This window comes from Exiguobacterium sp. s127 (assembly GCF_018618695.1).
Classification (GTDB): domain Bacteria; phylum Bacillota; class Bacilli; order Exiguobacteriales; family Exiguobacteriaceae; genus Exiguobacterium_A; species Exiguobacterium_A oxidotolerans.
Genome location: NZ_JACSMO010000006.1, coordinates 15,621 through 41,144, shown reverse-complemented (window position 1 = coordinate 41,144; position 25,524 = coordinate 15,621). Strand labels below are relative to the sequence as shown.

At 47.7% G+C, this 25,524-nt stretch carries 28 protein-coding genes and 1 riboswitch; of the genes, 9 read left to right on the top strand and 19 right to left on the bottom strand.

Translation table 11 applies throughout. The features are described from left to right. The gene (locus KNP98_RS09505) at nucleotides 1-678 is read left to right on the top strand and encodes a Crp/Fnr family transcriptional regulator (RefSeq protein WP_214770488.1); all 678 of its coding nucleotides are present in this window, start codon (nucleotides 1-3) and stop codon (nucleotides 676-678) included. Between the two features lie 12 nt (nucleotides 679-690). After that, nucleotides 691-1,170 carry a DMT family transporter gene (locus KNP98_RS09500; RefSeq protein ID WP_214767191.1) on the top strand — a complete coding sequence of 160 codons (480 nt, stop codon included), beginning with the start codon at nucleotides 691-693 and terminating at the stop codon, nucleotides 1,168-1,170. A gap of 397 nt (nucleotides 1,171-1,567) precedes the next feature. Here KNP98_RS09500 and msrA read toward each other — a convergent pair whose 3' ends face one another. Beyond that, on the bottom strand, nucleotides 1,568-2,098 hold the full coding sequence (gene msrA, locus KNP98_RS09495; RefSeq protein ID WP_088836228.1) for a peptide-methionine (S)-S-oxide reductase MsrA: 531 nt from the start codon (nucleotides 2,096-2,098) through the stop codon (nucleotides 1,568-1,570). Nucleotides 2,099-2,205: 107 nt separating this feature from the next. After that, nucleotides 2,206-2,312: riboswitch (SAM riboswitch) on the bottom strand. A gap of 70 nt (nucleotides 2,313-2,382) precedes the next feature. Next, nucleotides 2,383-3,555: a M20 metallopeptidase family protein gene (locus tag KNP98_RS09490; RefSeq protein WP_214811269.1), complete on the bottom strand. Its 1,173-nt coding sequence runs from the start codon at nucleotides 3,553-3,555 to the stop codon at nucleotides 2,383-2,385. An 88-nt stretch (nucleotides 3,556-3,643) separates the two neighbouring features. Here KNP98_RS09490 and KNP98_RS09485 point away from each other — a divergent pair, with 88 nt between their 5' ends. Further along, complete coding sequence (locus KNP98_RS09485; protein ID WP_029332555.1) at nucleotides 3,644-3,937, top strand: putative quinol monooxygenase; 294 nt, start codon at nucleotides 3,644-3,646, stop codon at nucleotides 3,935-3,937. A gap of 55 nt (nucleotides 3,938-3,992) precedes the next feature. Here KNP98_RS09485 and KNP98_RS09480 read toward each other — a convergent pair whose 3' ends face one another. Further along, nucleotides 3,993-6,749, bottom strand: a complete 2,757-nt coding sequence (locus KNP98_RS09480; RefSeq protein WP_251135167.1) for an SH3 domain-containing C40 family peptidase — start codon at nucleotides 6,747-6,749, stop codon at nucleotides 3,993-3,995. 211 nt (nucleotides 6,750-6,960) lie between these two features. Continuing rightward, nucleotides 6,961-7,512 (bottom strand): GNAT family N-acetyltransferase, encoded by a 552-nt coding sequence (locus tag KNP98_RS09475; RefSeq protein ID WP_214805506.1) that lies wholly within the window; start codon nucleotides 7,510-7,512, stop codon nucleotides 6,961-6,963. 273 nt (nucleotides 7,513-7,785) lie between these two features. On the opposite strand from KNP98_RS09475, the gene KNP98_RS09470 reads away from it, so the two are divergent. From KNP98_RS09470 to KNP98_RS09460, 3 genes are all read left to right on the top strand, one after another. Then, complete coding sequence (locus tag KNP98_RS09470) at nucleotides 7,786-8,112, top strand: DMT family transporter (protein WP_088836231.1); 327 nt, start codon at nucleotides 7,786-7,788, stop codon at nucleotides 8,110-8,112. Then, a complete protein-coding gene (locus tag KNP98_RS09465) occupies nucleotides 8,109-8,426 on the top strand; it encodes a DMT family transporter (RefSeq protein WP_214767181.1) in 318 nt (105 codons plus the stop codon). Before KNP98_RS09470 ends, KNP98_RS09465 begins: the two co-directional genes overlap by 4 nt. Nucleotides 8,427-8,548: 122 nt before the next feature. Next, nucleotides 8,549-9,262, top strand: a complete 714-nt coding sequence (locus KNP98_RS09460) for a general stress protein (RefSeq protein ID WP_088836233.1) — start codon at nucleotides 8,549-8,551, stop codon at nucleotides 9,260-9,262. A 58-nt stretch (nucleotides 9,263-9,320) separates the two neighbouring features. On the opposite strand, the gene KNP98_RS09455 is transcribed toward KNP98_RS09460, so the two are convergent. Then, nucleotides 9,321-10,145: an aldo/keto reductase gene (locus KNP98_RS09455; protein ID WP_214805504.1), complete on the bottom strand. Its 825-nt coding sequence runs from the start codon at nucleotides 10,143-10,145 to the stop codon at nucleotides 9,321-9,323. A 145-nt stretch (nucleotides 10,146-10,290) separates the two neighbouring features. Here KNP98_RS09455 and KNP98_RS09450 point away from each other — a divergent pair, with 145 nt between their 5' ends. After that, nucleotides 10,291-11,316, top strand: a complete 1,026-nt coding sequence (locus tag KNP98_RS09450; RefSeq protein ID WP_214811268.1) for an iron-containing alcohol dehydrogenase family protein — start codon at nucleotides 10,291-10,293, stop codon at nucleotides 11,314-11,316. 41 nt (nucleotides 11,317-11,357) lie between these two features. Here the strand turns inward: KNP98_RS09450 and KNP98_RS09445 are convergent, their stop codons facing one another. The 5 genes from KNP98_RS09445 to KNP98_RS09425 form a co-directional block, all read right to left on the bottom strand. Then, entirely contained in the window at nucleotides 11,358-12,320 is a 963-nt protein-coding gene (locus KNP98_RS09445) for an EAL domain-containing protein (protein WP_214811267.1), read from the bottom strand. A gap of 215 nt (nucleotides 12,321-12,535) precedes the next feature. After that, nucleotides 12,536-12,808 carry a DUF1294 domain-containing protein gene (locus KNP98_RS09440; protein WP_369834755.1) on the bottom strand — a complete coding sequence of 91 codons (273 nt, stop codon included), beginning with the start codon at nucleotides 12,806-12,808 and terminating at the stop codon, nucleotides 12,536-12,538. An 8-nt stretch (nucleotides 12,809-12,816) separates the two neighbouring features. Next, on the bottom strand, nucleotides 12,817-13,557 hold the full coding sequence (locus KNP98_RS09435; RefSeq protein WP_088836238.1) for a TPM domain-containing protein: 741 nt from the start codon (nucleotides 13,555-13,557) through the stop codon (nucleotides 12,817-12,819). Continuing rightward, the gene (locus tag KNP98_RS09430) at nucleotides 13,554-14,147 is read right to left on the bottom strand and encodes a LemA family protein (protein ID WP_088836239.1); all 594 of its coding nucleotides are present in this window, start codon (nucleotides 14,145-14,147) and stop codon (nucleotides 13,554-13,556) included. Before KNP98_RS09430 ends, KNP98_RS09435 begins: the two co-directional genes overlap by 4 nt. A 111-nt stretch (nucleotides 14,148-14,258) precedes the next feature. Further along, nucleotides 14,259-15,095: an undecaprenyl-diphosphate phosphatase gene (locus tag KNP98_RS09425; RefSeq protein WP_214805500.1), complete on the bottom strand. Its 837-nt coding sequence runs from the start codon at nucleotides 15,093-15,095 to the stop codon at nucleotides 14,259-14,261. A gap of 172 nt (nucleotides 15,096-15,267) precedes the next feature. Here KNP98_RS09425 and KNP98_RS09420 point away from each other — a divergent pair, with 172 nt between their 5' ends. Continuing rightward, complete coding sequence (locus KNP98_RS09420; protein ID WP_088836241.1) at nucleotides 15,268-17,358, top strand: heavy metal translocating P-type ATPase; 2,091 nt, start codon at nucleotides 15,268-15,270, stop codon at nucleotides 17,356-17,358. 107 nt (nucleotides 17,359-17,465) lie between these two features. On the opposite strand, the gene KNP98_RS09415 is transcribed toward KNP98_RS09420, so the two are convergent. The 3 genes from KNP98_RS09415 to KNP98_RS16250 form a co-directional block, all read right to left on the bottom strand. Then, nucleotides 17,466-18,278: a ZIP family metal transporter gene (locus tag KNP98_RS09415; RefSeq protein ID WP_029332569.1), complete on the bottom strand. Its 813-nt coding sequence runs from the start codon at nucleotides 18,276-18,278 to the stop codon at nucleotides 17,466-17,468. Nucleotides 18,279-18,344: 66 nt separating this feature from the next. Then, nucleotides 18,345-18,674 carry a YolD-like family protein gene (locus KNP98_RS09410; protein WP_088836242.1) on the bottom strand — a complete coding sequence of 110 codons (330 nt, stop codon included), beginning with the start codon at nucleotides 18,672-18,674 and terminating at the stop codon, nucleotides 18,345-18,347. Next, on the bottom strand, nucleotides 18,658-19,983 hold the full coding sequence (locus KNP98_RS16250; protein WP_214767169.1) for a Y-family DNA polymerase: 1,326 nt from the start codon (nucleotides 19,981-19,983) through the stop codon (nucleotides 18,658-18,660). Before KNP98_RS16250 ends, KNP98_RS09410 begins: the two co-directional genes overlap by 17 nt. 209 nt (nucleotides 19,984-20,192) lie before the next feature. Here KNP98_RS16250 and KNP98_RS09400 point away from each other — a divergent pair, with 209 nt between their 5' ends. Beyond that, nucleotides 20,193-20,840, top strand: coding sequence for a pentapeptide repeat-containing protein (locus KNP98_RS09400; protein WP_088836244.1), 648 nt, complete (start codon nucleotides 20,193-20,195; stop codon nucleotides 20,838-20,840). Nucleotides 20,841-20,931: 91 nt separating this feature from the next. On the opposite strand, the gene KNP98_RS09395 is transcribed toward KNP98_RS09400, so the two are convergent. From KNP98_RS09395 to KNP98_RS09370, 6 genes are all read right to left on the bottom strand, one after another. Next, nucleotides 20,932-21,687, bottom strand: coding sequence for an MBL fold metallo-hydrolase (locus KNP98_RS09395; protein WP_088836246.1), 756 nt, complete (start codon nucleotides 21,685-21,687; stop codon nucleotides 20,932-20,934). Between the two features lie 73 nt (nucleotides 21,688-21,760). Further along, the gene (locus KNP98_RS09390; protein WP_088836248.1) at nucleotides 21,761-22,261 is read right to left on the bottom strand and encodes an arsinothricin resistance N-acetyltransferase ArsN1 family A; all 501 of its coding nucleotides are present in this window, start codon (nucleotides 22,259-22,261) and stop codon (nucleotides 21,761-21,763) included. Between the two features lie 188 nt (nucleotides 22,262-22,449). Then, a complete protein-coding gene (locus KNP98_RS09385; protein ID WP_088836249.1) occupies nucleotides 22,450-22,989 on the bottom strand; it encodes a 1,2-dihydroxy-3-keto-5-methylthiopentene dioxygenase in 540 nt (179 codons plus the stop codon). A 15-nt stretch (nucleotides 22,990-23,004) separates the two neighbouring features. After that, complete coding sequence (locus KNP98_RS09380) at nucleotides 23,005-23,625, bottom strand: methylthioribulose 1-phosphate dehydratase (protein ID WP_088836250.1); 621 nt, start codon at nucleotides 23,623-23,625, stop codon at nucleotides 23,005-23,007. Beyond that, nucleotides 23,622-24,281 carry a 2-hydroxy-3-keto-5-methylthiopentenyl-1-phosphate phosphatase gene (locus KNP98_RS09375; RefSeq protein ID WP_088836251.1) on the bottom strand — a complete coding sequence of 220 codons (660 nt, stop codon included), beginning with the start codon at nucleotides 24,279-24,281 and terminating at the stop codon, nucleotides 23,622-23,624. The genes KNP98_RS09380 and KNP98_RS09375 overlap by 4 nt, the downstream gene beginning before the upstream one ends. Continuing rightward, entirely contained in the window at nucleotides 24,278-25,468 is a 1,191-nt protein-coding gene (locus tag KNP98_RS09370) for a 2,3-diketo-5-methylthiopentyl-1-phosphate enolase (RefSeq protein WP_088836252.1), read from the bottom strand. Before KNP98_RS09370 ends, KNP98_RS09375 begins: the two co-directional genes overlap by 4 nt. Nucleotides 25,469-25,524 lie beyond the last annotated feature (56 nt).

Below are 25,524 nucleotides of genomic sequence, written 5' to 3'. Positions count from 1 at the left end.
ATGCAGACGATTGAGACCTATTTAAAACAGTACGACTTAGCGGATATTTTTACGGAGACCAGTAAAGGCTATTTACGCATCGAAACGTTTTCGGAAGGGGACCTGTTATGTGTGACGGGTGAACCGATTGACCGGATGTATTTCATCGTCGAAGGAAAAATTAAAATCTCTGCAGCATCGGCTGAAGGGAAACAACGGATTTTACGCTTTAAAAAGGCGATGACGGTGATTGGTGATGCGGAATATATCAATCAACGGGAAGTCTTGAATACCATCGAGGTGATTACGGACGTCGTGGCACTCAGCATTCCGTATGCGATCTTACGTGAGCACAATACGACGAACACCTTTTTACAATTTTTACTGCGGGTCATTACGACCAAGTGGTACGCGGACTCGAAATCAGCATCATTTCATGTCCTCTATTCGGTCGAAGAACGATTTGCCGGATATCTGTTATCGATTACCTCGGACGTTTCCGACAGTCTGTTTTATCAAGAGATGCGAACGTCGAATCTCCATGACGTCGCCGATTGGCTCGGGACGAGTTACCGTCATTTAAACCGTATCATCTCAACACTTTGTGAAGAAGAAATCTTGGCGAGACGACGCGGGAAAATCATTATTTTAGATGTAGAGCGGATTAAAGAAAAAGCGAACGGAAATAGTTACGAATAAGGAGGGGCTAGCGTGGGACTAGGTATGTTTTGTGCGATTACGGCAGGAATGATGATTAGTTTACAGACGGTATTGAATGCACGGATGAGTCATGCGTTCGGGGCATGGGCGACGACGACCCTCGTCTTTTTTGTCGGGTTCATCGGTTCACTGTTTGCGCTACTCGTATTTCGGGGTGGCACATTCTCGAACATTCAAACGGTCGAACCGCTTTATTTATTCGGTGGTCTGGTCGGTGTCGGTGTCGTATTTTGTGTGATGCGCGGGATTCAGTTGCTCGGTCCATCGATTGCGATTTCGGTCGTCTTGATTTCGCAACTGAGTTTTGCATTATGTGTCGACTTGTTCGGTTGGTTCGGTTTACCGGAACTTGAGCTTTCGCTCGGACAAGTCGCTGGATTGCTTGTGATGCTAGCCGGTATTTTTGTGTTGAAACGATATCAAGTCGTAGAAATCGAATCTTCGGATGAGTTGTCGGAAAAGGTATCGTAATTCTTACGGTTAACTCTGGCAGTATAAAGTCGATTTTTTAGCGCGAAGACGAATCAGTAGTTGTGGAATGAAAGATTCGTTCTTTTCGTTGCTTTCCTCGGGCGAGGCGCAAGCCGTTGCTCCTTGATCCTCACGGACAACGAGCAGGGTCTTGCCAGCCTCTTGGCAGCGCGTGTTCACGCGCTTTTTCCCGTAGGAGTCAACGAAAAACGAAGCTTTCAGGGTGTACCGCAGAGAAAATCATAGAGTAGTGTTAGAGCACAGTCTGTCTCGAATCGCTTTGAAGACGAGATGAGACAGGGAAACGCGAACGGATTGCCTCTTGTTATAGCATAGTCACTCTTCATAAGAGTTTGTCTACATGCTGAAAGCCCGCACGAAGCGGGCTTTTTTTAGTTTAGACAGATACTTCTTCTTTCCAAGCCACATCGATGAATTCATCGCGACCGGATGCTTTCCGGTCTTTTTTGTAGTGCTCCGGATTCTTTTTGTGGAAGTTTTGATGATAGTCTTCTGCTGGATAGAAGGCTTGTGCCGCTTCGATTCGTGTGACGATCGGTTGCTTAAAGCGATTGCTCGCAGCAAGCGCGTCACGTGAAGCAATCGCAGCAAGGCGCTGTTCTTCCGTATGATAAAAGATGGCAGGTGCGTATTGTGTCCCACGGTCCTGGAACTGTCCGCCGGCGTCAGTCGGATCCGTTTGCGGCCAGTAAAGTTCGAGTAACCGCTCGTATGAGAATAACGCCGGATCAAATGTAATCTCGACGACCTCCGAATGACCGGTCGTGCCTGTTTTTATTTGTTCGTATGTCGGATTTTCGATTTGTCCTCCTGTATAACCGGAAACAATTCCGTGAATACCGGGCAGTTCTTCGAATGGTGTCACCATGCACCAGAAACAGCCTCCTGCGAATGTTGCTTTTTCCATCTATATCTCGTCCTTTCCGCTGGCGGTAGTCGCCCTGTAATCATTCGTGCTCTGACAGCGAGAAAACGAAAACGACTCCTTTGCTTGGTTGCAAAAGGAGTCGTCGCTTTTTATCAACCAAAGCTTGCGCTTTGCTGGTCGTAGCACCTTGCCACTGAAGGCAGGTTGCTGGGACGTCATCGATCCAGATCTCTCAGTCCACTCTTGATAAGTGTTATATGAAGTTGATTAAATTCGTTATCATTGATGTGATAATAGCATCTCTAAAACGACAAAGTCAATCATTAAGATTGTAAGGCATGCAGGACGGTCGCACCTAGAGATTTCGCGCCGACGAGTAGTGCCCGTTCATCGATTTCATATTTCGGATGGTGTTGCGGATAAATCGTACTCCCGTCCGTTTTGGCGGACCCCGTAAAGAAGTAGCTTCCTGGGGTACGCTCTAAATAATAGGCGAAATCGTCTGCTGCCATCATCGGTTTGAGTTCTTTGACATGGGCTTCACCTAAAAATGCCGTCGCCTCTTTAACGAGATTTGTTTCTACCGGATGATTCCAAAGGGATGGATAACCCGTCGTAAAGTCGATGGAGTAGCTCGCACCGATTCCGGCACACGTCGTCCGAGCAACTAAATCGACCTGCTGGCGTAACTGGTGACGCAGCGCTTCGTCGAATGTCCGGATTTCACCGACAATCCGTGCCTCACCAGTAACGATGTTCGGAGCCGTTCCGGCATGGAATGAACCGATTGCGATGATGGCCGGTGAAAACGGATCAACTCGCCGACTGACAAGGTGTTGGAGATTACAGACGAGTTGTGCCCCGGCGACGAGTGCATCTTGTGTTTTATGAGGGGCTTGCGCATGACCACCCTGTCCGTGGACGACGATTTCGAATTCATCGATGGCGCACAGCGTATGTCCTGCGTGATAGCCAATTGTTCCGACAGGTAAGTCATTTTCGAGATGCGTACCGAAAATTGCATCGACCCCGTCAAGACAGCCGTCTTCAATCATTTGAATGGCACCACCCGGGAAGACTTCTTCCCCGTGTTGATGAATGAATACGATTGTTCCGTGAAGGTCTTCTTGCAGTGCTGTAAAGGCCGAGGCAAGACCGAGTGCAATCGCCGTATGTCCGTCATGTCCACACGCATGCATGACACCCGGATGAATCGAACGGAAGGCGAGATCCGTTTCCTCCTGCAGTGGCAGGGCATCGAAATCGGCCCGAATGGCGATGGTCTTTCCAGGATGTTTTCCTTTGAGGGTCGCGACGATCCCGCTACCACCGACGTTCCTGCGGTAAGGGAGACCAAGCTCCTCATAAAACGAGGCGATGGCGTTTGGTGTCCGCACTTCTTGAAAAGAGAGTTCCGGGTGACGGTGCAGATCACGACGTCTTTCAATGATTTGTTGTTCGAGTTGATCGAGTTGAGTGAAGAGTTGCTGTTGCATCATAATCATCCTTTCAGGTTTTTGAGGTATGACTTTCTATAAAACGGGTAGAGATAGGAGTAATGAATGATGAGGAGGAAAACAAGTCATGGGAGAAATTATTGTCAACGCGGTCATCACAGTCAAAGCAGGTTTAGCCGATCAAGTCTTTCCGATTTTAAGTACGGTCTACAAAGCTTCACAAAACGAGCCGGGGTGCTTGCGTTATAGCTTACATCAATCGATTGAAGATGAACATCAGTTCATGCTGTATGAAGTCTATCAAGATGAAGAAGCGTTAGAAGCGCATATTGCGTCAGACCACTATAAAGCGTATCGCGAGCAAATCGAATTGTACTTAATCGATCGCCAAGTTACGAAATATGCGGAAATGACATTTTAATGTTAGCTAAAAGAAGCGGACCTCCCGGGTTAGGGAAGGTCCGTTTTTTTAATCATTACATTGATTTGAAACCGAGGAAGTGCTCACGCCAGTGCGGCTCGTAAATTGAACTGATTTGCAGTTGTGATCCTCCGGCATGAATGAAGTGTTTACTATCTAACATGATCCCGATATGCGAGGGGCCATCCGTATACGTGTTTTCGAAGAAGACGATATCCGAGCGTTTTCCGGAACTGATACTTGTGCGTTGATTTGTAAAGAACGCTCCGTACCAGTAACCGCGGACATTCGTCCGTCCGCCGTATTTTCCGGCTTGGTTCGTCGCATAATGAATCAAGCCGGAACAATCGAATCCACCATTCGCCACGTTTTGTGATCCCCATGTGTACGGAGTACCGATATGGGCAACAGCAGCTTGAATCAACTTTTCGCCACGTGAATTATTTTTCTTGTCAACTTTTGTTTCGCTCGTCACTGTAAGGGCCGTCACCGGGATGTAGACGGGCGTCCAGCCGGATTGAATGACATAGAAATTACCGACGCGGTAACGCGGATACACACGCTTGCCTTTTTCGACCAACCCGGCACTTTTTGGACTGGCAGGTGTGTCATAAAATGAAGTCGTTGCTTTGACCGTATAGACTTTTGAACGATTGATGGCTTGCTCGTTATACCGCATATCCGGTTTGCTCGTTCCGATATAAGGATTGAGGACGTAACCCGTTTGACCATTCGGTAGACGGACTTGCCAAAAGTCATCATCAATCGATTTTAATCCGATCAATTTCGTTCCTTTGCTTAAGTGACTCGCCGGACGACTGTAGGCGACGTCAGCAGAAAAGAGTGGTGTCTGGTTGAAATGGACGTAAAAGACGGTCCCGACTTTGGCTTTAGATGTCGGTTTATTTAAACCGAGCCGACTTGAGTCAACGAATCCGAAGCGTGATCCGATTTTAACGCGTGTGTAGTAACCGCTTTTTCCATAGGTCGTGATTAATGCTCCTTTTTTCAGTGTCCCAATGTTTCCGCTAAGACTGGCTTTTGGATGGACGACCAACTTGTCTTCGGTCACGTAACGTGTTCCTGTCGTCGCATACAGATCTGCTTTCGTTGCTGCGAGCGAACTCGTCAAGACGTATGCATATTCACCGCGGAAGATGATTCGGCTATAGGCGCCGCTCGTCCCGTAAATCGTCAAGAGCGTGTTCTTTTGATGATGCTTAAGAACCGTACTTGAACTGCTTGGGGATTGCTGGATCGGTGTTGTTTTTTGGATGTACAGGCGATTTGTTTTGGCATAGACTTTTGATTTCGCGAGTGAGCTCGTCAAGACGTACGCATATTCACCGCGGAAGATGATTCGGCTATAGGCGCCGCTCGTCCCGTAAATCGTCAAAAGTGTATTTTGTTTATGATGCTTCAAGACGGTGCTCGAACTGTTTGGCTCCACCTGAATCGGTGTCGTTTTTTGGACGTACAGGCGATCCGTTTTGGCATAGACTTTTGATTTCGCGAGTGAGCTCGTCAAAACGTACGCGTATTCGCCACGGAAAATGATCCGGCTGTAGGCACCACTCGTCCCGTAAATCGTCAAAAGTGTATTTTGTTTATGATGCTTCAAGACGGTGCTCGAACTGTTTGGCTCTACCTGAATCGGTGTCGTTTTTTGGATGTACAGGCGGTCTGTTTTGGCATAGACTTTTGATTTCGCGAGCGAGCTCGTCAAGACGTACGCATACTCGCCACGGAAAATGATTCGGCTGTAGGCACCGCTCGTGCCATAAATCGTCAAAAGTGTATTTTGTTTATGATGCTTCAAGACGGTGCTCGAACTGTTTGGCTCTACCTGAATCGGTGTCGTATCTTGGACGTAAAGCCGATCGGTCTTTGCGTAGACGACGGAATCGCCGAGGTGCGCCGTCAATACGTATCCGTAGGTATCATTGATTCGGACGCGGGAATAAAGACCAGATGTCCCGTAAAGATCGACCGATTGATTCGGTGCTAGCGTCCCGATGACCGAACTTGTTGCTGCTTTGTCGTAAATGGATGTCGTTTGTTGGGCGTACTTTTTCCCGGTCAGCGGATACGATTCAACTTCCTTTGAACCGAGTTGTTTTGTAAGCACGAAGCCGTAAACACCATTGAACTGGACACGGGTGAATGTGCCGGACGTCCCGTATGTTTTGACGGTAGCATTTAAAGAATAGCTCCCAAGTTGTTTACTTGTCGTATCGGCATCTGTATAAATCACAGTTTGTTGTTGGGCGAATTGAGTGCCTGTCGTTTCATAAACAGGTGTCTTACTTAAGAATTTACTTGAAACGAAGACGTAAACGTCGCCTTGTTTAATCCGCGTGAAGTCACCCGATGTCCCGTACGTATCGATTAACGTATTTTGAGTGATTGATTTTCCTGTCGGCGTATCAATTGAAGCAGTCGTATAGGAAGGCGCGAGTGCTGTTATGTATTGCGAATCGATTTTTTGATAAACCGGTTGCTTTGCAAGTTGCGTTGTCTTGACGAAGCGATAGACGCCGTCGATTGAAATGCGTGTAAAGAGACCATCTGTGCCAAAGGTTTCGACGGCGGTCGTTTCTGGTAACGTCTTGACGAGAGTCGTCTCGTCAGCAGTCTCAAAAACAGGAGTTTCGGAAAGTGTGTACTGCGTTCCGGTTGCTTGTTCTGTTTCTGTTTGTTCTGTCACTTCCGTTGGTGTCGGATTCGTATCCGCGTGGCCTTGTAGTGGGAGAGACCCGAGTAACATGACAGATGCCGTGATACTCGTAAACCAATATTTATAAGATTTCATTCATTGAGCTCCTATCATTAAAATTGTAATTTAGCATGTCTAAAGATAAGTTTAGCACTTTCTTTTTGGAAAAAGAGCTGGATATCAGAAATAGTAAAAATGAACTAAATTATGGGAACGATTTCGTAGGACATATTCCGCCGTGAATAAATCAAAAAAGAGACGGACAAATTTCGCTAGAAATTCGACCATCTCTTTTGGTGAAATGAAGTTATTCTGCTTCGTGATCAATCTGCCACTCCCAGTCGAGCATGCTGTAAATCAACGAATCGCGCCAGTGGTCTTCTAAATAAACGGTTTCCCGTAACAAACCTTCGCGCGTCATCCGAACCTTTTGCAAGACACGCTCCGAAGCGACATTTCGCGGATCACATGTTGCCGTGATGCGATGTAAGTTTAATTTTTCGAAGCCGAATTCGAGTAAAAATGTTGCAATCGATGTCGCGTAACCATTGCCCCATTCGTCAGGCGATAAAATATATCCAATTTCTGCGATTTTATGTTCTGTGTCGGTGACGATGAGCTCTCCCGCGCCAATGACATGATCGTCAGGAAAGGTGACGGCGAAGACATAGCGACGACGTGGACTTTCGAGTTCACTTTCAAGTGCATCGTGTAAAAACTGTTTTGTATCACTCTCAGAGTTCGGTCCCCACGACTGATACTGACTGGCGATTGGTTGTGAGGCATAGGAATGGACAGCTTCCAAATCTTCTGGTGTGAAACGTCGAATCCGAAGTTGATCGTTGATTTTGTAGCGCATGATGAGACCCTCCTCTTTCATTGATTCACTTATCTATATTGGCTAACGGTAGTGGATTCTCCTGTTTGACACATAAAATCAAGCGTGCTAGGGTGAAGACATCGAACGAAATAGCTAGCCTCTAGGGTTCCGTACGGCAACGTAGACTTGGACCGAGGGAGGCACATGAGTACACCTCATGCAACGGAGGGATAAAAGCCCGGGAGTAGAGCGTCTAGACGCCTGCTTCCGGGCTTTTTTTATTTTTTAGGATGAATGTTAGGAGGAAAAGTGATGACGAAATACTGGTTAGGAATTCTAGTGGCTTCCTTTTTTGAAGTTGCTTGGGTAGTCGGTTTGAAACATGCAGATAGCGTACTTGAATGGATGGGAACAATCATCAGCATCATCATCAGCTTTGCTGTCTTGATTAAGGCGAGTAACCATTTGCCGGTTGGAACAGTTTATGCGGTCTTCGTCGGCCTTGGAACAGTCGGGACGGTCATATTGGACATCATTTTATTTGACCAAAGTGCGTCAGTCATGAAGTTAGGATTGATTGGTGTGCTTTTGATGGGTGTCATCGGATTGAAATTAGTCAGTGGGGAGGTGGAAGAATGAGTTGGTTATTTGTCATTATTGCCGGATTGTTTGAAATGCTGGGTGTCGTTTTCATCAATACGTTTAATCAGCATAAAACGTTCAAGAATGGTCTATTGATGTTTGGCGGATTCGGCTTGAGTTTTGTTTTTCTGACACTTGCGATGAACGGATTGCCGATGGGAACAGCTTACGCTGTCTGGACAGGAATCGGGGCAGCCGGTGGAACAGTACTGAGTATGATTTTTTATCAGGAAGCGAAAGACTGGAAGCGGATAGTATGTATCGGTCTGATTCTTAGTGCGACGGTCGGATTAAAGCTGATTGGCGAATAAACATGTCAAATAGATTATTTTTTTATGGAAGAGCCGACTTGTTGGCATATTTTACAGAGAAACAGGAAATACTCCTTATAAGGATACGTTGTACGACAAAACGAACATAAGGGGAGATTCATATGAAAACGAAACAATACATCGGTACGTATTACTCGGAAGAAGAGTTAATCTCGAAAATGGATGAATTGCATATTCAGGGGCACCGTGAAGAAGATTTTTATGTCATCGTCAAGGAAAAATCAGATATCGAACTCGTCCGCAGTCAAATGGACGCGGAAATTGCGGCGACAAAACCATCTTGGATGGATCGGATCCGCGGCAACAAAGGGCGCGATCAAGAAGTCGATCAATTGTTCGACTCACTTGATTTACCTGCAGAAGATGTAGAAGAACGTAAAGTCGAAGTCGAGGGCGGCGGATTCGTACTTCTGATTGAGGTTCAGGATATTCAGTTTGATCCGCATTTGAATACGGACAATACACATGAAGATGTCAAAGTCCGTTACGGCAGTTATGATGAGACGCACACATCGAGCGCTGCAAATTCAAATGCCCAACTCGGTTCAGGGAATACGCTTGATGTCGATCGGGACTCTAAGGAAGAACATGCCGAAGTTGATTTACACCGAGCCGGAACGGATCAGATGCCGCAAGACGAACAAGCCATCAATCGGGCAAAAGTAGAACAGGACCGCAAGCCGGACATTGCGATGCGTCGCGATGACGATTTCAAACGGCTCGACTCTGAGCGTGATGAAGAAAATAAGAAACAGACGCAGTCACACTCGGATGATGTAGCCGAGCAAGATCACGGAAACAATCTCGATCGTTAATCCGCTCTTGAAAAAGTCACTAAAAGGGAGGAGCCGAAAACGGCCCTCCCTTTTTTGATTATTTTTTATGCATTTCATCCGGATTCGAACCGGTTCGTTGATTTTGATTTAACGCATCAAGTTGTTGCATCTCAGTTGCTGAAAGTTCGAAGTCAAAGACTGCCAGGTTTTCACGAATTCGACTCGGCGTGACCGATTTCGGAATTGCGATAATCCCGTGTTGAATGTGCCAGCGGAGAATGACTTGGGCTGGTGTTTTGTCTTTTGTCGTCGCGATGTCCGTGATGACAGGTTCAGTCAAGGCGTCGCGTCCCTTCATGAGCGGACTCCATGCTTCAACTAAAATGTCGTGTTCCTTACAAAACGTCCGAATTTCTTCCTGACTTAAGAACGGATGTAATTCAATCTGATTGACAGCAGGTACGACGGTTCCTTCTTCCAGAATCCGCTTTAAGTGGGGGATATGGAAGTTCGAAACACCGATGGCTTTCGTTTTTCCTTGCTTGTACAGTTCTTCGAGCGCATGCCATGTGTCCACGTAACGATCTTCGTTCGGCATCGGCCAATGGATAAGATATAAATCGACATAATCGACCCCGAGTTTAGTGAGGCTTGTTTCGAAGGCTGCGAGCGTTTCTGCATATCCTTGATCCGCATTCCAAACTTTCGTCGTCAGAAAAATTTCTTCGCGCGGAATTCCAGAGTCACGTAATGCGCGTCCGACACCTGCTTCATTTTCATAAATCATCGCCGTATCGATTGAACGATAGCCGGCACGTAACGCTTCCAGTACTGCTTGATACACTTCTTCTTCGGGTACTTTAAAAACACCGTAACCGAGTTGAGGCATACTTAGACCGTTGTTGAGTGTGACGTGTTGCATGAGTGGAAGTCCTCCTTCATGTAATCGTTTTATCTTCATAAGTGTACGCTTATTCAGTATGAAAATCGAATGAAATGAGGGGTTGTAAGAAAGGAACAGTCTGCGTATACTGAGCAATAACAAATAATGGAATGAGGGGATTTAGATGATTCGTCAAGCAGTTTTGCAATACATACATGAAAAAGAAGCCGTATCTCAGCTTGACACGTTGCTCGGGAAGCGGAGTGGCGTGCTACTACACGGAGCAAAAGCCTTACAAGCGGCGAATCCTTACTTGCCAGCATTACCGAAAGTCCTGTTTCAAGGGCATTGTACGGATTTTCAAGTCGCGGAATTAGTCAAGGCATGTGCGACATATGACGTCATCGTTGCGTTAGGGGGCGGATCATTGATTGATACGGCAAAGAAAGTTGCTGTTCAATTGAACCGACCTTTGATTGTCATTCCGACGATCATCTCGAATTGTGCGCCGTGGACGCCACTTAGCGTCATGTACGACACGCAAGGTCAATATCTTCGTTTTGATACGCTGCCGGTTGTCATCGAGGCACTTTTACTCGACCATCGGATTCTGTCGGCGAGCCCCTATGATTATTTTGTCGCGGGTCTCGTAGACACACTTGCAAAATGGTATGAGGCACGTGCTTTAAGTGGGATCACAGTGGAGAATCCAATCATTGAAATGGCTTTACGGGTTGCGGAGCAGTGCAAAGACCTCATCTTAAAAACACCAATCAGCGAGGAGATTTTTCGGGCGTATCCGTCCAGCATCGAACACTTGGTGGAAACCGTCATTCCGTTAGCGGGTAGTGTCGGCGGGTTTGGTGATGATGCGACGCGTGGGGCAATTGGTCATGGTGTCCATAATGCGATGTCTCCTTTTGCATCAACACATTCAATTTTACACGGAAGTAAGGTCGGATATGGTCTCTTGGTCCAGGAGCAGTTGTTGGGTGAAAGTGAAGCATACAACGAGTTGCGGACGTATTTACAAAAAAACGGACAACCGATAACGAGTCTTGATTTAGGACTGACATCGGTAGAACTTAGTCAGTTGGCAGCACGAATCGGACAAGAACCATTATGTCAGTTGATTGAGACGGATTTATCGCCAGCACGTTTACTGGGCGTGCTTAAGCAAAATGATGTCGAGATCATCACAACTTCATGAAAAAACAGCCCCTGCTTAAAAAATGGGGGCTGTTTTTCTTGTTATTGTGCCTTTGCGAATTGTGCGTAAGGTGCAGGGCGACCAAGCAGATATCCTTGGCCAAGATCGAAACTAAGCTGCCGGCAAAGCTCGAGTTCTTCCTCGCGTTCGATGCCCTCTGCTAAAATCTTGATTCCCATTTCTTTCGTAAGATGGCGAGCTTTTCGTAAGAAGGCTTCATTTTCTGCGACCGTATCACAGTTCGAGATGAAAGACCGATCGATTTTGATATAGTCCGGTTGCAACAACGTCAACATATCGAGTGTCGAGAAGCCGGCGCCGACATCATCAAGCGCGACTTGTATCCCTTGTTTTTTATATTGTTCGAAGACATGTTTCAAGTGATTGACGTCTTCAATTTTTTCCGTTTCGACGACTTCAAACACAAGACGACTCGGGTCGACATTATATCGTTCAACGATTTCGAACGTATGACGAAGGCAGTATTCTGGGTTATAAATCGTCGAGGGAAGGAAGTTGATGAATGTTTTCTCTGTTCCGCCAATATGATGTGTCGCGCGAATCGCTTCTTCGCGTGCGCGTTGATCAAGTCGTGAGTGGAGTCCCATCTTTGAAGCAGTCGAAAAAAGAATACCTGGTGACATCGAGACATTGTGATCAGCGGCGCGAAGGAGTGCCTCATTCGCGAACAGCGTGTTGGCCTGAATATCGTAAATCGGTTGCAGGTGACTCGTCATGTTACCTGTTTGGATGAAGTCGATGGCTTGACGATGACGTAATTGCTCGAGTAGAACAGAAGCGAGAAGCATTGGGGTAGAAAAGCGCGATCCATCTTTTCGACATGAGACGGGAACATCATTAATCTGTAACGTTGATTCAAGAAGCTCCTCTAACTGGTTAAACGATGTGTACGAATAAACTTGAGGGATGCTCGACTGGATATGTAAGGAGCCGGCCTCTATAAAACGAATCGTTGTCGTACATTCGGCGCAAGGATGCCACATAAAATGATTTCCACCTTTCCTGTAGAGAGATACATCTAAAAAAAGATGTATTTATTAAATTGGTTAAATACTTTACCCAAAGATAATTGAAATGTAACCTGAATTCAAACATTTAATACGCTATTGACCAAACTAAAAAAAGATAGAGAATTCGAAGAAAATCGAATCCTCTATCTTCTTTATCGGGTGATTGAAACGAAAAGTAAAACGATCGATCATGCTGTCATGAACAAAACCCAGCCCGTCGCGTGTAACAAAAGAGCAAGCGGGACAAGTAACTGGAATTTCGGTTTGCGTGTTTTATGACGTACGAGTTGCATCCCGAGTAATGAACCGAGCGCACCTCCGAGAAAGGCAATCCAAAGCAATGTAGCTTCCGGCGTCCGTTGCGCGTGTTGTTTCGCGCGACGTTTATCGGACCACATCGAGAAGAAGCCGACGACGGTCATCACGCCGTAAAAAATAAGAACCATGTATAATCCGTTCATTATTGTTCCTACCTTTCTGCGCCACCGCCGCCGGAACTACCGCCGCCACCACGACTTCCACCACCACCACCGCCACCGCCGCGCATAACGGCTGACAGAATGTTGATGATTGCGAAGAAGAACATGCCACCTGTAAATTTCATATCCAAGAACAATAACAGGACAAGGCCTGCACCGATGACGATTTTGACCCAAAGACTCAATCCCTCTTCAGCATTCGCTTTAGGCGGATCTTGTGATTCGAGTGACTGTTCCTTCGAGACGACACTGATGACGGCTTTATAGGTTTCTGAAGCTGCTTTTCCGTAATCGCCTTCGTCACGATAAGGAACGGCATATTGGTCGAGGATCCGGCCTGCCGTGATATCGGTCAGGACACCCTCAAGCTTGTAGCCAACTTCAATCCGGAAATTCCGGCTTTTTTCGTTTGGTGCCACGATCACCATGACACCGTTATCTTTTCCTTCTTGTCCAATCCCTTGGGCACGGAAGGTTTCATTCGCATACGTGCTCAAGTCCTGTCCTTTTAAGTCGGGGACAGTTTTTAAAACGACTTGTGCGGTCGTATATTGTTCGAGTTCCTGACCAAGACGAGCGAGTTCCGCTTCTTCCGACGCGGTCAGCAACTTTGCATCATCTTGGATGAAGAAAGCGGCTCCCGTGCGTTCTGATACGGCTTCGGCAGTCGGAGTCAGAAGGAAGAAAACGAGGAACGCACTCAAAAGGAGGCGCGTTCTTCGCCAAATCATTTCGAATCACTGTTGAAATCGACCGTTGGGTTTTCGCGGTCGCTTTCTGAAATTTCATAGTATGGTTTTTTATCAAAACCAAACGCCGAAGCATAAAGCGAAGTTGGGAAACTGCGACGTTTCTTATTGTAGAGTGTGACTGAATCGTTGTAATCTTTCCGTGCGATACCGAGACGGTTTTCTGTCCCTTCAAGAGTATCCATCAATGATTGGAATCGTTCACTTGATTTGAGGTCCGGATACGTCGTTTGTAAGGCGATTAATCCACGGAGAGAAGACGTGACTTGCTGGTCGGCTTCAATCCGTTGTTCTGTCGAAGCAGCGCGGGCGAGGCCGGCTTGTGCTTCTGCGATATCGCCGTAAACTTTTTCTTCTTGACCAGCGACACCTTTAACAGTCTCGACGAGATTCGGGATGAGATCCGCCCGTCGTTTAATTTGGTTATCGACTTGTGACCATTTGTTCGAAACATCTTCTTCGACGTTTACGAGACTGTTGTATTGTCCGATTGCTAAAAATGCAATGATGACAACAACAGCAATTCCGATGATGAGAGGTAATTTAGAACCCCCACGATTTCTACGTGCCATAATTCGTTCACTCCTTTTTCTGTATCTCATCTACTATATACCCTAAACGGTTTCAATAAGTTTCAAAAAAACAAAAAACTATCAGCAAAAAACTGATAGTTTTTTTGTTTCTTACATGTAAACGACGATTGCAAGAATCCCAGCTAAGACAAGGCGATAGATCGCAAACGGAACAAGTTTGATTTTATTGATCAGTTTCAAGAAGAAACGAATCGATAGTAGCGCAAACGCGAACGATGCAACAAAACCGACGATGTAAAAATTGAGGTGAGCCATTTCGATGTAATTCCAGTTTTTGACGAGCGAGAGGAAACTGGCCCCGAACATGATCGGTACGGCCATGATGAACGTAAAGTCAGCCGCCGTCCGGTGATTCATCCCGAGGAAGACACCGCCGGAAATCGTTGAACCGGAACGCGAAAATCCTGGCCAAAGTGAAATACATTGGAACAATCCGATGAGTGCTGCTTGACGGTAAGTAATTTGGTCGAGTGTCGTCGTTTTCGGTTCTTTTGGACCGAGTTTATCTGCTGCAATCATCAAGATGGCACCGACAGCGAGACCGATGATGACGGTATCAATCGAAAAGAGATTTTCATCGATGAAGTCTTCGAACAATAAACCGAGCACGGCAGCAGGAAGCAGTCCGATTAAAACGTGACGCAATTTTAATTTGTGTGTGCCCGTCGCATCATGCTCGCCTTCGATTTTATAGAGTCCGATTAAGCTGAACAACCGTTTCCAAAAGACGACGATGACGGCAAGGATTGATCCGAGCTGAATGACAATCTTAAAGGTGTTCGCGGAATACTGAGTTAAGAATTCTGAAGTTTGAAGCCACATATCGTCGACGATGATCATATGACCAGTTGAAGAGACAGGGGCGAATTCCGTCATCCCTTCGACGAAACCGAGTAAGAGTGCTTTAAGTAATTCAATGATAGTCATGTTATTCTCCTTCTATATTTTACTATCTAAAAACATATCATGTTTCATTCTTCTGAGATAGAACTAATCTGAATATCGGGCGCAAGACCGATAACGAAAACACCTTGTCGAATGAATAAAAAAAGAGTAGGATGGACTTATAATCAAACGAACATTTGAATGAGGTGGAGGAATGGAAACGAAAACTGAGCGATTACGAATTTCAGGAATTGATTGTGCCAATTGTGCGGCGAAGGTCGAGCGTGGTGTTTCGACTGTCGAAGGAATCGAAGCGGCAAATCTTGATTTTACGGGACAAAAGCTTTATATCACTTATCAAGGAGAGGCACCGGATGACGCAACATACGATGCGGTCGTCAAACGGGTACAAGAATTAGAGCCGAACGTCGAAGTCTCTCGTGACGTTCCATCTGACGAAAGTCATGTTCATGACCACGGTCCATTTTTAACGAAAATGAAAAAGATTCAATACAGCATCGGTGGGGTTGCCTTCATCAGTGCCTTCTTTTTACCGAGCTCAATTGAACTTATCTCATTTGCGCTGGCTTACTTCTTAATCGGTTGGGATGTGTTACGAAACGCGATCCGAAATATTCGTCAGGGACAAGTATTTGATGAAAATTTCTTGATGGTCATCGCGACGGTTGGTGCTTTTCTAATTGGCGAGTACCCGGAAGCGGTCGCCGTCATGCTGTTTTATCAAGTCGGTGAGTTTTTCCAACACCGGGCAGTCGATCAATCCCGCAAATCGATTGCTGAATTAATGGATATTCGTCCTGAGACGGCAACTCTTGAAAATGGACAAACGATTAGTCCGTTACAAGTGAAGGTCGGGCAACGAATTTTAGTCCGACCGGGCGAAAAGATTCCGCTCGACGGAACAATCCTTGAAGGAGAAGCATTCATCGATACCGTCGCCTTGACGGGAGAATCAGTACCACGACGTGTCCGCACGAACGATACGATTCTTGCAGGAACGATCAATACAGATGGGCGACTGTTGATTCAAGTCGACCGTCTCTATAGTGAGTCAACGGTCGCAAAAATTCTTGATCTCGTTGAAAATGCTTCGCGCCACAAGGCGCCGACGGAAAAATTCATCACCCGATTTGCTCGTGTCTACACACCGGCAGTCGTCGGGATTGCGACATTGCTTGCTGTCTTGCCTCCATTGTTTGTCACGGGTGCGACATGGGAGGACTGGATTTACCGGGCACTTGTTTTTCTTGTCATCAGTTGTCCCTGTGCGCTCGTCATTTCAATTCCGCTCGGGTTCTTCAGTGGAATTGGTGCCGCTTCAAAACGAGGGATTCTCGTGAAGGGTGGAAATCACCTCGAGTCATTACAACAGCTGGATACGGTCGTTTTTGATAAAACAGGGACCTTGACAGAAGGGGTCTTTGAAGTGACGGAACTCCGCCCGGTTGCCTGTTCAGACGAAGAATTATTGAAAGTGGCAACGCTTGTTGAACAGCATTCGAATCATCCGATTGCAAAGTCCATCCAACGGACATATGCAAGTTATGGTGAAGTGACGGAATCCGTTCAAGAGTATCGCGAAGTCGCAGGATCAGGTGTCGTCGGTCGCTTCGGAACGGATACGATTCGTGCCGGGAATGCCCGTTGGTTCAACGAACTTGGTTATGAGACGCTTGATCAAACGGCAGACGGGACGTACGTTCATGTCGCACGCAATGATACGTACCTGGGCTACATCCGAATTGCTGATCACATTAAAGACAGCACGGTTGAAGCACTTGTTCGCCTCAAGGCACTCGGTGTGAAGAAAACGATTATGTTAACAGGGGACCGCCTGGCAACAGCAGAAGTGATTGGTCGTCAAATCGGGATTGACGAAGTTGCAGCAGAACTATTACCTGATCAAAAAGTCGAACAACTCGAACTGATTTTGAAGCAAGCGGATGGAAAAGTGGCCTTTGTTGGCGACGGCATCAATGATGCCCCTGTTTTGACACGAGCCGATGTCGGAATCGCGATGGGCGGACTCGGCAGTGATGTGGCGATTGAAGCCGCAGATATCGTCCTCATGACAGATGAACCAAAGCAGTTGGTCGAAGCAATTGAGGTTGCCCGTGCGACACGAAAAATTGTCTATCAAAACATTTTCTTCGCACTTGGCGTGAAAGCCGTGTTTCTCCTGTTTGGTGCATTTGGTTTCGCGACGATGTGGGAAGCTGTGTTTGCGGATGTTGGTGTAACCGTCCTGGCTGTTTTAAATGCGATGCGCATCCTCAAAAAATAATTAAAGGTACACGTTGAAAGGTAAGGACTCAAAAGTCATTCCAATATCAATCTGAAAACTCCTTCACCGGCGATGAAGGAGTTTTTTTTTGTTCAATCAGTTTGTTTTTAGCCTAAGGCGACATCAAGAATCATCATGACGGTAAAGCCGACCATTAGACCGAGTGTCGCTAAATCCGAGCCGTTTTCAGCTTGTGATTCAGGAATCAATTCCTCAACGACAACAAAAATCATCGCGCCGGCTGCAAAGGCGAGTGCGTAAGGCAGTAACGGTTGAATGAAGAAAACGGCAGCCGCCCCGATCATTGCCGCAATCGGTTCAACAATGGCGGACATTTGACCGTAATTGAAAGCGCGACGGCGTGACATGCCTTCACCACGAAGCGGAATCGATAAGGCAGCACCTTCCGGCATATTTTGAATTCCGATTCCGAGTGCGAGCGTCAAAGCACCAGCGACTGTCGCCCCGTCCATATTTAACGCAGCAGCACCAAAAGCGACACCGATTGCTAGACCTTCCGGGATGTTGTGTAAGGTGATCGCTAAAAAGAGCAGAGTTGCCTTTTTAAGACCGGTCGAAGGGCCTTCTGCATTTTCAAGTGGTGCGGATAAGTGTAAATGTGGTGTTACGAAGTCGAGTAAGCGAACGAAGAAGCCACCTGCTAAAAATCCGATTGCAGCCGGAAGCCAGGCGATGCCACCATCCTGTTCCGTAAATTCAATCGCCGGAGCGAGCAGTGACCAAAAGGACGCAGCGATCATGACACCGGCGGCGAAGCCGAGCATCATATTCATGACCTTTTTTTCAATTGTCGTAAAGACGAAAACAAGTGCCGCCCCAAGTGCGGTCAAGCCCCATGTCATCATCCCGGCGAGTAATGCCTGGATCACGACGGGGAGTGAAGTAAACCATTCAAACATACAAACATTCCTTCTTTCAAATCATAATTCAAGAGATAAGTGCATTATTGAAGCCCACTGTCACTCCTACCCGTTTTCAATCCGAACTAGTCGCATCAGGGGAATTTCGATCGAATTTTGACTCCGGACGTACAGAAGTCCTCGTTCGCGCTCGATTCGTTCGATGAATCCGGTCAGTGTGATATAGCTTCCTTCCTTATAATACGTGATTTCAAGTTCTTTTCCTTCCATTAATGCTTCTTCGAGGATGAATTGCCATGATTCTTGAAGTTGTTCATCGATGGGCGGTAGTGTTAAACGATGCGTATCTTTATAATAGTCGCGCAACAGTTGAATGTACTCCGGCATCAAAAACGGAATCCATTTTAAATTGCCACGGTCACGATACCGTGTCATTGCCGTCACCTCCCGGATGACCACCGACGAAGCGGAGGCGGCGCTTGGCGACACTTGTATCAAGAAAAGAAACAGCGAGGCGGATGGTTCCCTTCCCGTAACGGACGTTGACATGATCGATTGCCTTTAACAAGCGTTTGCGTTTCCAAACACGGGTATTGTCTTCGAACAACGACAGTTGCAGTGCACCTTGGTCGGGGACAAGTTGACCGAGCGAGACGGACAAAAAACGAATCGGTTCGTGTTCGAGCCAGTTCGGCTCGAACAGCTGAAGGATATGCCGCAGGATAATCCGTTCGTCTGAAGTCGGATAAGGGAGTCGGAGTTGCTTTGAAAATCCTGCCCGGACGATATGTCTCGAGTAACGGACACCTAAGTGAACCGTCCATCCAAGTTGATTGGAAAAGCGGACGCGGGCTGCGACATCGCTTGCGAGCTCACTTAAGACCAGCCGAATCTGGTCGTATTCGTAATAATCACGCATCAGTGTCACGCCATGACCAACCGTCTTCTGTCGGGATGATGCCGGACGAAATAAAGCGGTCGGATCAATCGTCGTCGGAGATTGATCGATGCCCCATGCATGATGCCAAAGTTCGGCACCGATGACACCAAAACGTTCGTGTAGTGTTTCTAATGGTGCGGCCGCCAAATCGCCGATCGTCTCGATGCCTAATTGATTCAGATGGTGCTCCATTTGATGACCAATCCCCCACATCTTGCGAACGGGAAAGTCATGTAAGAGACGGGGGACATCAGCATAACCACAACGCGCAATGCCCTGTTTTTTCCCGAGTAAATCAAGGGCAAGTTTCGCGATGACGTTATTAGGACCAATCCCGATTCGGACGTGAATGCCGGTTTGTTCCAGGATAGCTGACTGTAATTGGTTAGCAGCTTCAAAATCCGTACCGAAGAGGTGCTCCGTTCCCGTCATGTCAATGAAACTTTCGTCAATCGAGTATACCCGGATTGCTTCCGGTGGTCCGAATTGATGGAGCACATCGAGGACACGAATCGACGTTTTCATGTAGCATAACATGCGTGGTTCGACGAGGTGAATCTGCTTTCGTTCCTTGTACGGGAGTTGTTCAATCTGGTAGAGACGACTTGCCGTTTTGATACCAAGCGTCTTCAAAGCAGGGCTCGCCGCTAAAATGACGGAGCCGCTCCGTTTTAAATCGGAAACGACGGCTAATTTTGTTGTTAATGGTGGTAGATTTCGGTAATGGCACTCGCAACTGGCATAAAAAGAGACACTATCCACGCAAAAAATACGTTGGTTTGGAAAGTCCGCATCAGAAGACACGAAAATCACTCCTTTTAGAACGTTTGTTCTTATTTTATTTATGTTGATTCTAGCACGGTCTCAAAGTGTCTCAAATCAAAAATTGAAAAAGAGTGTACATGTCATCACTTTTTAGAGCGCAGCATGACTTTAGAAATCATCCTCTTGAGTCATATTTAGGTAACAGGTTTGGTACACTAAGGACTGAGAAGAAGAAGGGTTGGGAGAGAATGAAGAAAAAACCGATGATCCATCTACCGGATGTCCCGAATAATTTAGCAGTCGAAACATTTGCAGAAATCGAAATCGATGATCCGTACTTGTATCAAATGCTGTATGAAAAAGAAACGTTACCCATCGAGCTGACGGAGCGGATCGATGCCAATCAAGTCTGTTTTCGGAATGTCTCATTTGCGGGTCTCGTGTTTGATCGCGCGTCATTTGAAAATGTCCGATTTGAGCAGTGTGATTTGACGGGTTGTCAGTTCCGTGACAGTCGTTTTCATCGCGTTCTGTTTCAGGACTGTCGCCTGACGGGGGTTCAATTAGAAGAAACGACGCTTGATCATGTCACGGTAAAAGCATGCCAGGCGAATTACTTACAAGTGATTCGGACATCGCTCCGACAAGTAACGTTCGAGCAGACGGCGATGCGGGAGACACAATTCTTCGAAGGGAAACTCATCGATTTACGTTTTGAGGATGTTGAATTGATGGAAAGCCAGTGGGTTGAAACTCCGTTAAAAGGACTCGATTTGCGACAAGCGGACGTCTCGGGGATTACGATTGATCCACGCTTTTTGACAGGGGCGATCGTGACGGAAGGACAAGCAATCGCATTTGCCCGATTACTCGGTCTTGTCATTCCGCAAGAATGAACATGAAAAAACCGGACGCTGTTCCTCTTCCTTTTAGGGAAACGGAAAACGTCCGGTTTTTTTGTATTCATACGACTCTCGAAGGAGAGACTTAAAAGGAGAGCGTCTCGCCGTCGTCCGGAATCAAAAAGTGAGCGGAGAGATGATTTGCTGCTAAAAAGTCAGCGATCATATCGCGGCGGAGCAGGCAGTGATTGACAGCTTCGAGATGCGAGACGATGATCGTCGCTTCAGCCGCTGCCGCGTGGACCGCTAATAAATCACGTTCCGACATCGTGATCGGTTCACCGGTCTGGAACTGGGCGGCACCACTATTGACGACGATGACATCCGGTGCATAGGTATCAATCGCAGAATCGACGTCGTCACACCAAATCGTATCACCGGCGATATAGAGCGTCGGCTCATCGGGATGTGTAAAGACGAGACCGGATACGTGTCCCATCCGTTGTCCGATTTCGCCGACACCGTGTTGACCGTTCGTGCGGAAAACTTTGACATCACGGAGTGTCACACCCTGGTCGAACGGCTGAACGTCGGTGAAACCGGCCTCTTTAATGACAGAGGCGTCCGTCGCGTTTTGAGCATAGAGCGGAACCGTCTTCGGTAACAATTGTTTTGCGGCCTCATCGAAATGATCGGCGTGAAGATGTGTCACGAAGACGGCATCCGGGTCGAGTAAGGTCGAGACATCGACCGGTAAGTCGACAAGGGGGTTGCGGTGGGTGTTCGGTGTATGGTCGAACGGAGGAAGCGAACCCTTTTCACCGAGAAAAGGATCAATTAAAAAAACTTGGTTGGCATAGGTCAAGACGAGTGTCGCATTTCGAATTTGCTGGATGTTCACAGGCAATCTTCCTTTCTTGTACGAATCTTCCTCGTCTCATATTCCCGACTTGCCGAACCTTTAATCCAAAACATCATTGGTCCGGTTTAGGGAGAATTTTTTCCATGGCCAGGACATCGACGTAATACCCGTTTAACATTCCTTGTTCTTTAAAGGTACCGACGATTCGGAATCCGGCTTTGATGTAGAGTTTTTGTCCGATCCGGTTGAAGGGGAACGTAAAGAGAATCAGCTTATGCATGCCGTGAATGATTGCATGTTCTTCGATGATGTCGAGTAGTCGTTTTCCGATTCCTTGTCCGCGGTGGGTCCGTGTGATGTAGACGGACAGTTCGCCGACGGACTGATAGACGGGACGCGGATTGTAGGCATCGAGCGAAATGAAGCCAAGAATCTTTGCCCCTTCATAGGCAACGTAACCGGCATGTCGCTCGGAGCGTTCACTGAACCATTGCTGCATGAAGGCGAGATCTTTCGTATCCGTCTCGAGCGTCGCGATCCGGTCTTCGATTCCTTCATTATATATGGCGAGCACGTCCGGTAAGTCGGTTTCTTGAACGAGACGAATCATCATACACGTCAGCTCCTTTTTGTGTCCTTTTCTTCATTATATCGGAGATGGACGAAACAAACGGCATGTTTCTAGAATAGGAAATGCTTCCGTACACGCGCTTTCCTCAAACATGTTTGTCAGACGACGTTTCCGTACAAAAAAAGCCCAGGTCCTCTATTGCTAGAAGACTTGGGCCGGACCGGACTGAATTAGTTTGCTGAAGACAGGGCGTCCCGCTCGTAAATCGGCACCCAGCCGTCCGTCGTGACGAAGATTCGGATCGCCACCACTTTCCGGTCTTCCTGGAGCGTGAAGTAGTGGCGCGTATTGACGGGAACGGAAATCAAATCACCGGGATTGAGCTCGATGTTGTAATAGCCGACCTCCTCGTCTTTAATCGCAAACACGCCATGGCCGCTGACGATGAAGCGGACCTCGTCATCGGTATGATGGTGTTCTTTTTGGAAGTTGACGAGTAATTCATCGAGATTCGGTGTCGTATCCGACAGTGCGATGATGTCAGCCGTCTGGTAACCGCGACGTTCCGAAACATCTTTAATCTCGTCCGCGAATGTCGTTAAGATCGTCTGTTTGTCGTCATCCGTTAATGTAAAGTTCTCGACGAGGTCGCCCGGTAACTTCGAGACGTCCCATTGTTCATATAAGACGCCGCGTGAAGCAAGGAATGAAGAGACCTCATTTTGATCCGTATACCGTTCGTTTGTCTGTTGGAAAAGTACTGTTGCCATTGTAAATTCCTCCTTTTAATGAATCGCCTGTCGGCACGTTTGTAGTTTTAAGGTGTAACTGAACAAAAACTCGAATGCTTCCAACTGTTTTTTCGCTTCAAAGGCAGTCGGTGCCCAGACGGTGATGCCGTGATTGCGAATCAGGACGGCGCCGCTCTCGGCATGTACATGTGCTGCAAAGGCAGCGGCAAGCGTCGGAATGTCGGCATGGTTCGGGATAATCGGCACACGGACTTCCGCATCTTCTTCCCAACGGCCGAGTGCCTTGATGATTTCCTGACCGGCAAACCGAATCTCGCCTTGGTCGCCGTACAGTTCCGAAATGACATTATTGTCAATCGTATGGACGTGAAGGGAACACCCGGCAGTCGTTCGGTTGAAGACCTCGACGTGGAGCAACGTTTCGGCAGAGGGACGACCCGTCTGTTCGCCGATCAGTTGACCGGACGCGTCGACATGGACGAAGTCGTCCGGTGTATCCTGCCGTTTGTCCTTCCCGCTTGCCGTCACGAGAAATTCAGTCGGTTGATCGGCTGTCCGGATGGCGAGATTGCCGCTTGTGCCGGGGAACCAGTCGCGTGCTGCAAGTTCCTGTTTGACGGCACGTAATTCTTCATATCGTTTTAAGAAGGTCATGTGTACACCACCTTTGTCTGCAGATGATTCAATATGTCATGAAAGTTTTCAAACGGCGTATACGGGATGCCGTGCTGTTCACATAGCGTGATCAGATAATCCCGTGCATAAACGTGATCCGCCTGCTTAGCCAGTTCAAAATCTGTTACGGAGTCGCCGATCGCGATGATCGTGTCACCGTTCTGCTTCAGCTTCCGGGCGATCGAGGTTTTGCAACAGCCGCATTGATTTGTACAGGCCGCGTCGCAGGCATGCGGCCATTCGATTCGAACCGTCTCCTGGCTGAAGTCACTGCCGTTGCAATAAATCGCTTCGTCCGTCAGTACATCCGCAAGAATCGGCTGGACAAAAAAGTCGATCCCGCCGCTGACGATGGAAAAATCAATCTCGTTTGATTTGGCAAAAGCGAGTAAGGTGTCGAAGCCGGGACGAATGACTGCCTGTGTCATCAAGAAATCAATGTAGTCCTGTTTTTGACTGGACGGAAGCAGCTGAAACATCTGTCCGACGCCGGATTGAATCGAGAGCGACCGGTCGAGCACACCTTGTTTTAACGGTTCAAATTTTTCCGGCGGAGCGAACTCCTGCATCAAGGCGATGATATTATCGTGCTCCGTTACTGTTCCGTCAAAGTCACATAAAATCCGGATCGTCATTTCGTGATCCCCCAAGCATCGAGAGCGACACGTAATTCCTCGTGCCGGTGGGCGGCACTTGTCAGTGATTCGCCGGCCAGTGCTGCGCCCAGTGCCTGGCGGAAAGCGATGACTCCGGCCGCAGCACCTTGCGGATGACCGTGGACACCGCCTCCGGCATTGATGACGGAATCGACGCCGAAATCACGAACAAGCTGGGCGACGAGACCCGGGTGGATTCCGGCGGACGGGACCGGGAGAATTGTTTTGGTCTCACCGATTCGGGTCGCTTCGACGGCAATCCCGCGGGCCAAGTCTTTGGCGAGGGCGACATTCCCGTACGGCGACGGGAACAGTGTCAAGTCGGCACCGGCAATCCGCGGCAACGTTCCGAGCAGGACCGGGGCGGCAATCCCGTACTCGGGACTGGCGATCAAGGCACCGCTCAACGCCGGATGATTAAAGATCGGGACCGGGATTTCCGGATCGGCTGCCAGTTCCCGCAAGACATCAAGCCCGTATGTAAACGTGTTGAGCAGGAGGGCTGTCGCTCCGGCTTCGACCAGTCGTTTCGCCTGCTCTTTCAAGCGGAAGACCGGACCACTCAATGTAATCGCATAAAGGGCCCGTTTACCGGTCCGTTCATAGTGTGCATCGAGGACTTCCCGTCCAATCCGCGCCCGGTCGAGTGCCGGTGTCAGCGGATTGTCGTATAAGATTTCGTCATCCTTGACGAGATCAATCCCGCCGGCGAGCTGGGCTTCCAGTTGTTCCCGTAAAAAAACGAGATCCCGTCCGATGACGCCTTTGAAGATGCTCATCAACAGGGGGCGATCATGGACTTGGATCAATTGGCGGACGCCCTCGATGCCGAATTTAGCACCGGGGAAATCCGGTGTGAACGAAGCGGGAAGCTGAAGATCCGTCAGTTTGATTTGACCGTCGAGTGACAGCTTGCCGAAGACGGTCGTCAAAATCGCCGAAAAGTCTCGTGAGACGTTGTGTTCCGGATAACGGATCGTGACATACCCTTTTCCGTCGTGTTCTTCCGTATGGACGACTTGTCCTTTAAAGGATTCAAGCTGTTGTTGTTCCAAGTGATTCAAATCGGTCCATGAGCCGACCGTCAGACCGAGGGCGATTTGCTCTGCCCGTTTTGGTAACTGATCGGTCACGCCGAGTTGGTAAGTTGCGGTAATGTACGCCATGATTGTCGTCTCTCCCTTGTTAAAAAATACAAAAATGGTCCCTCGTCAATGACAAG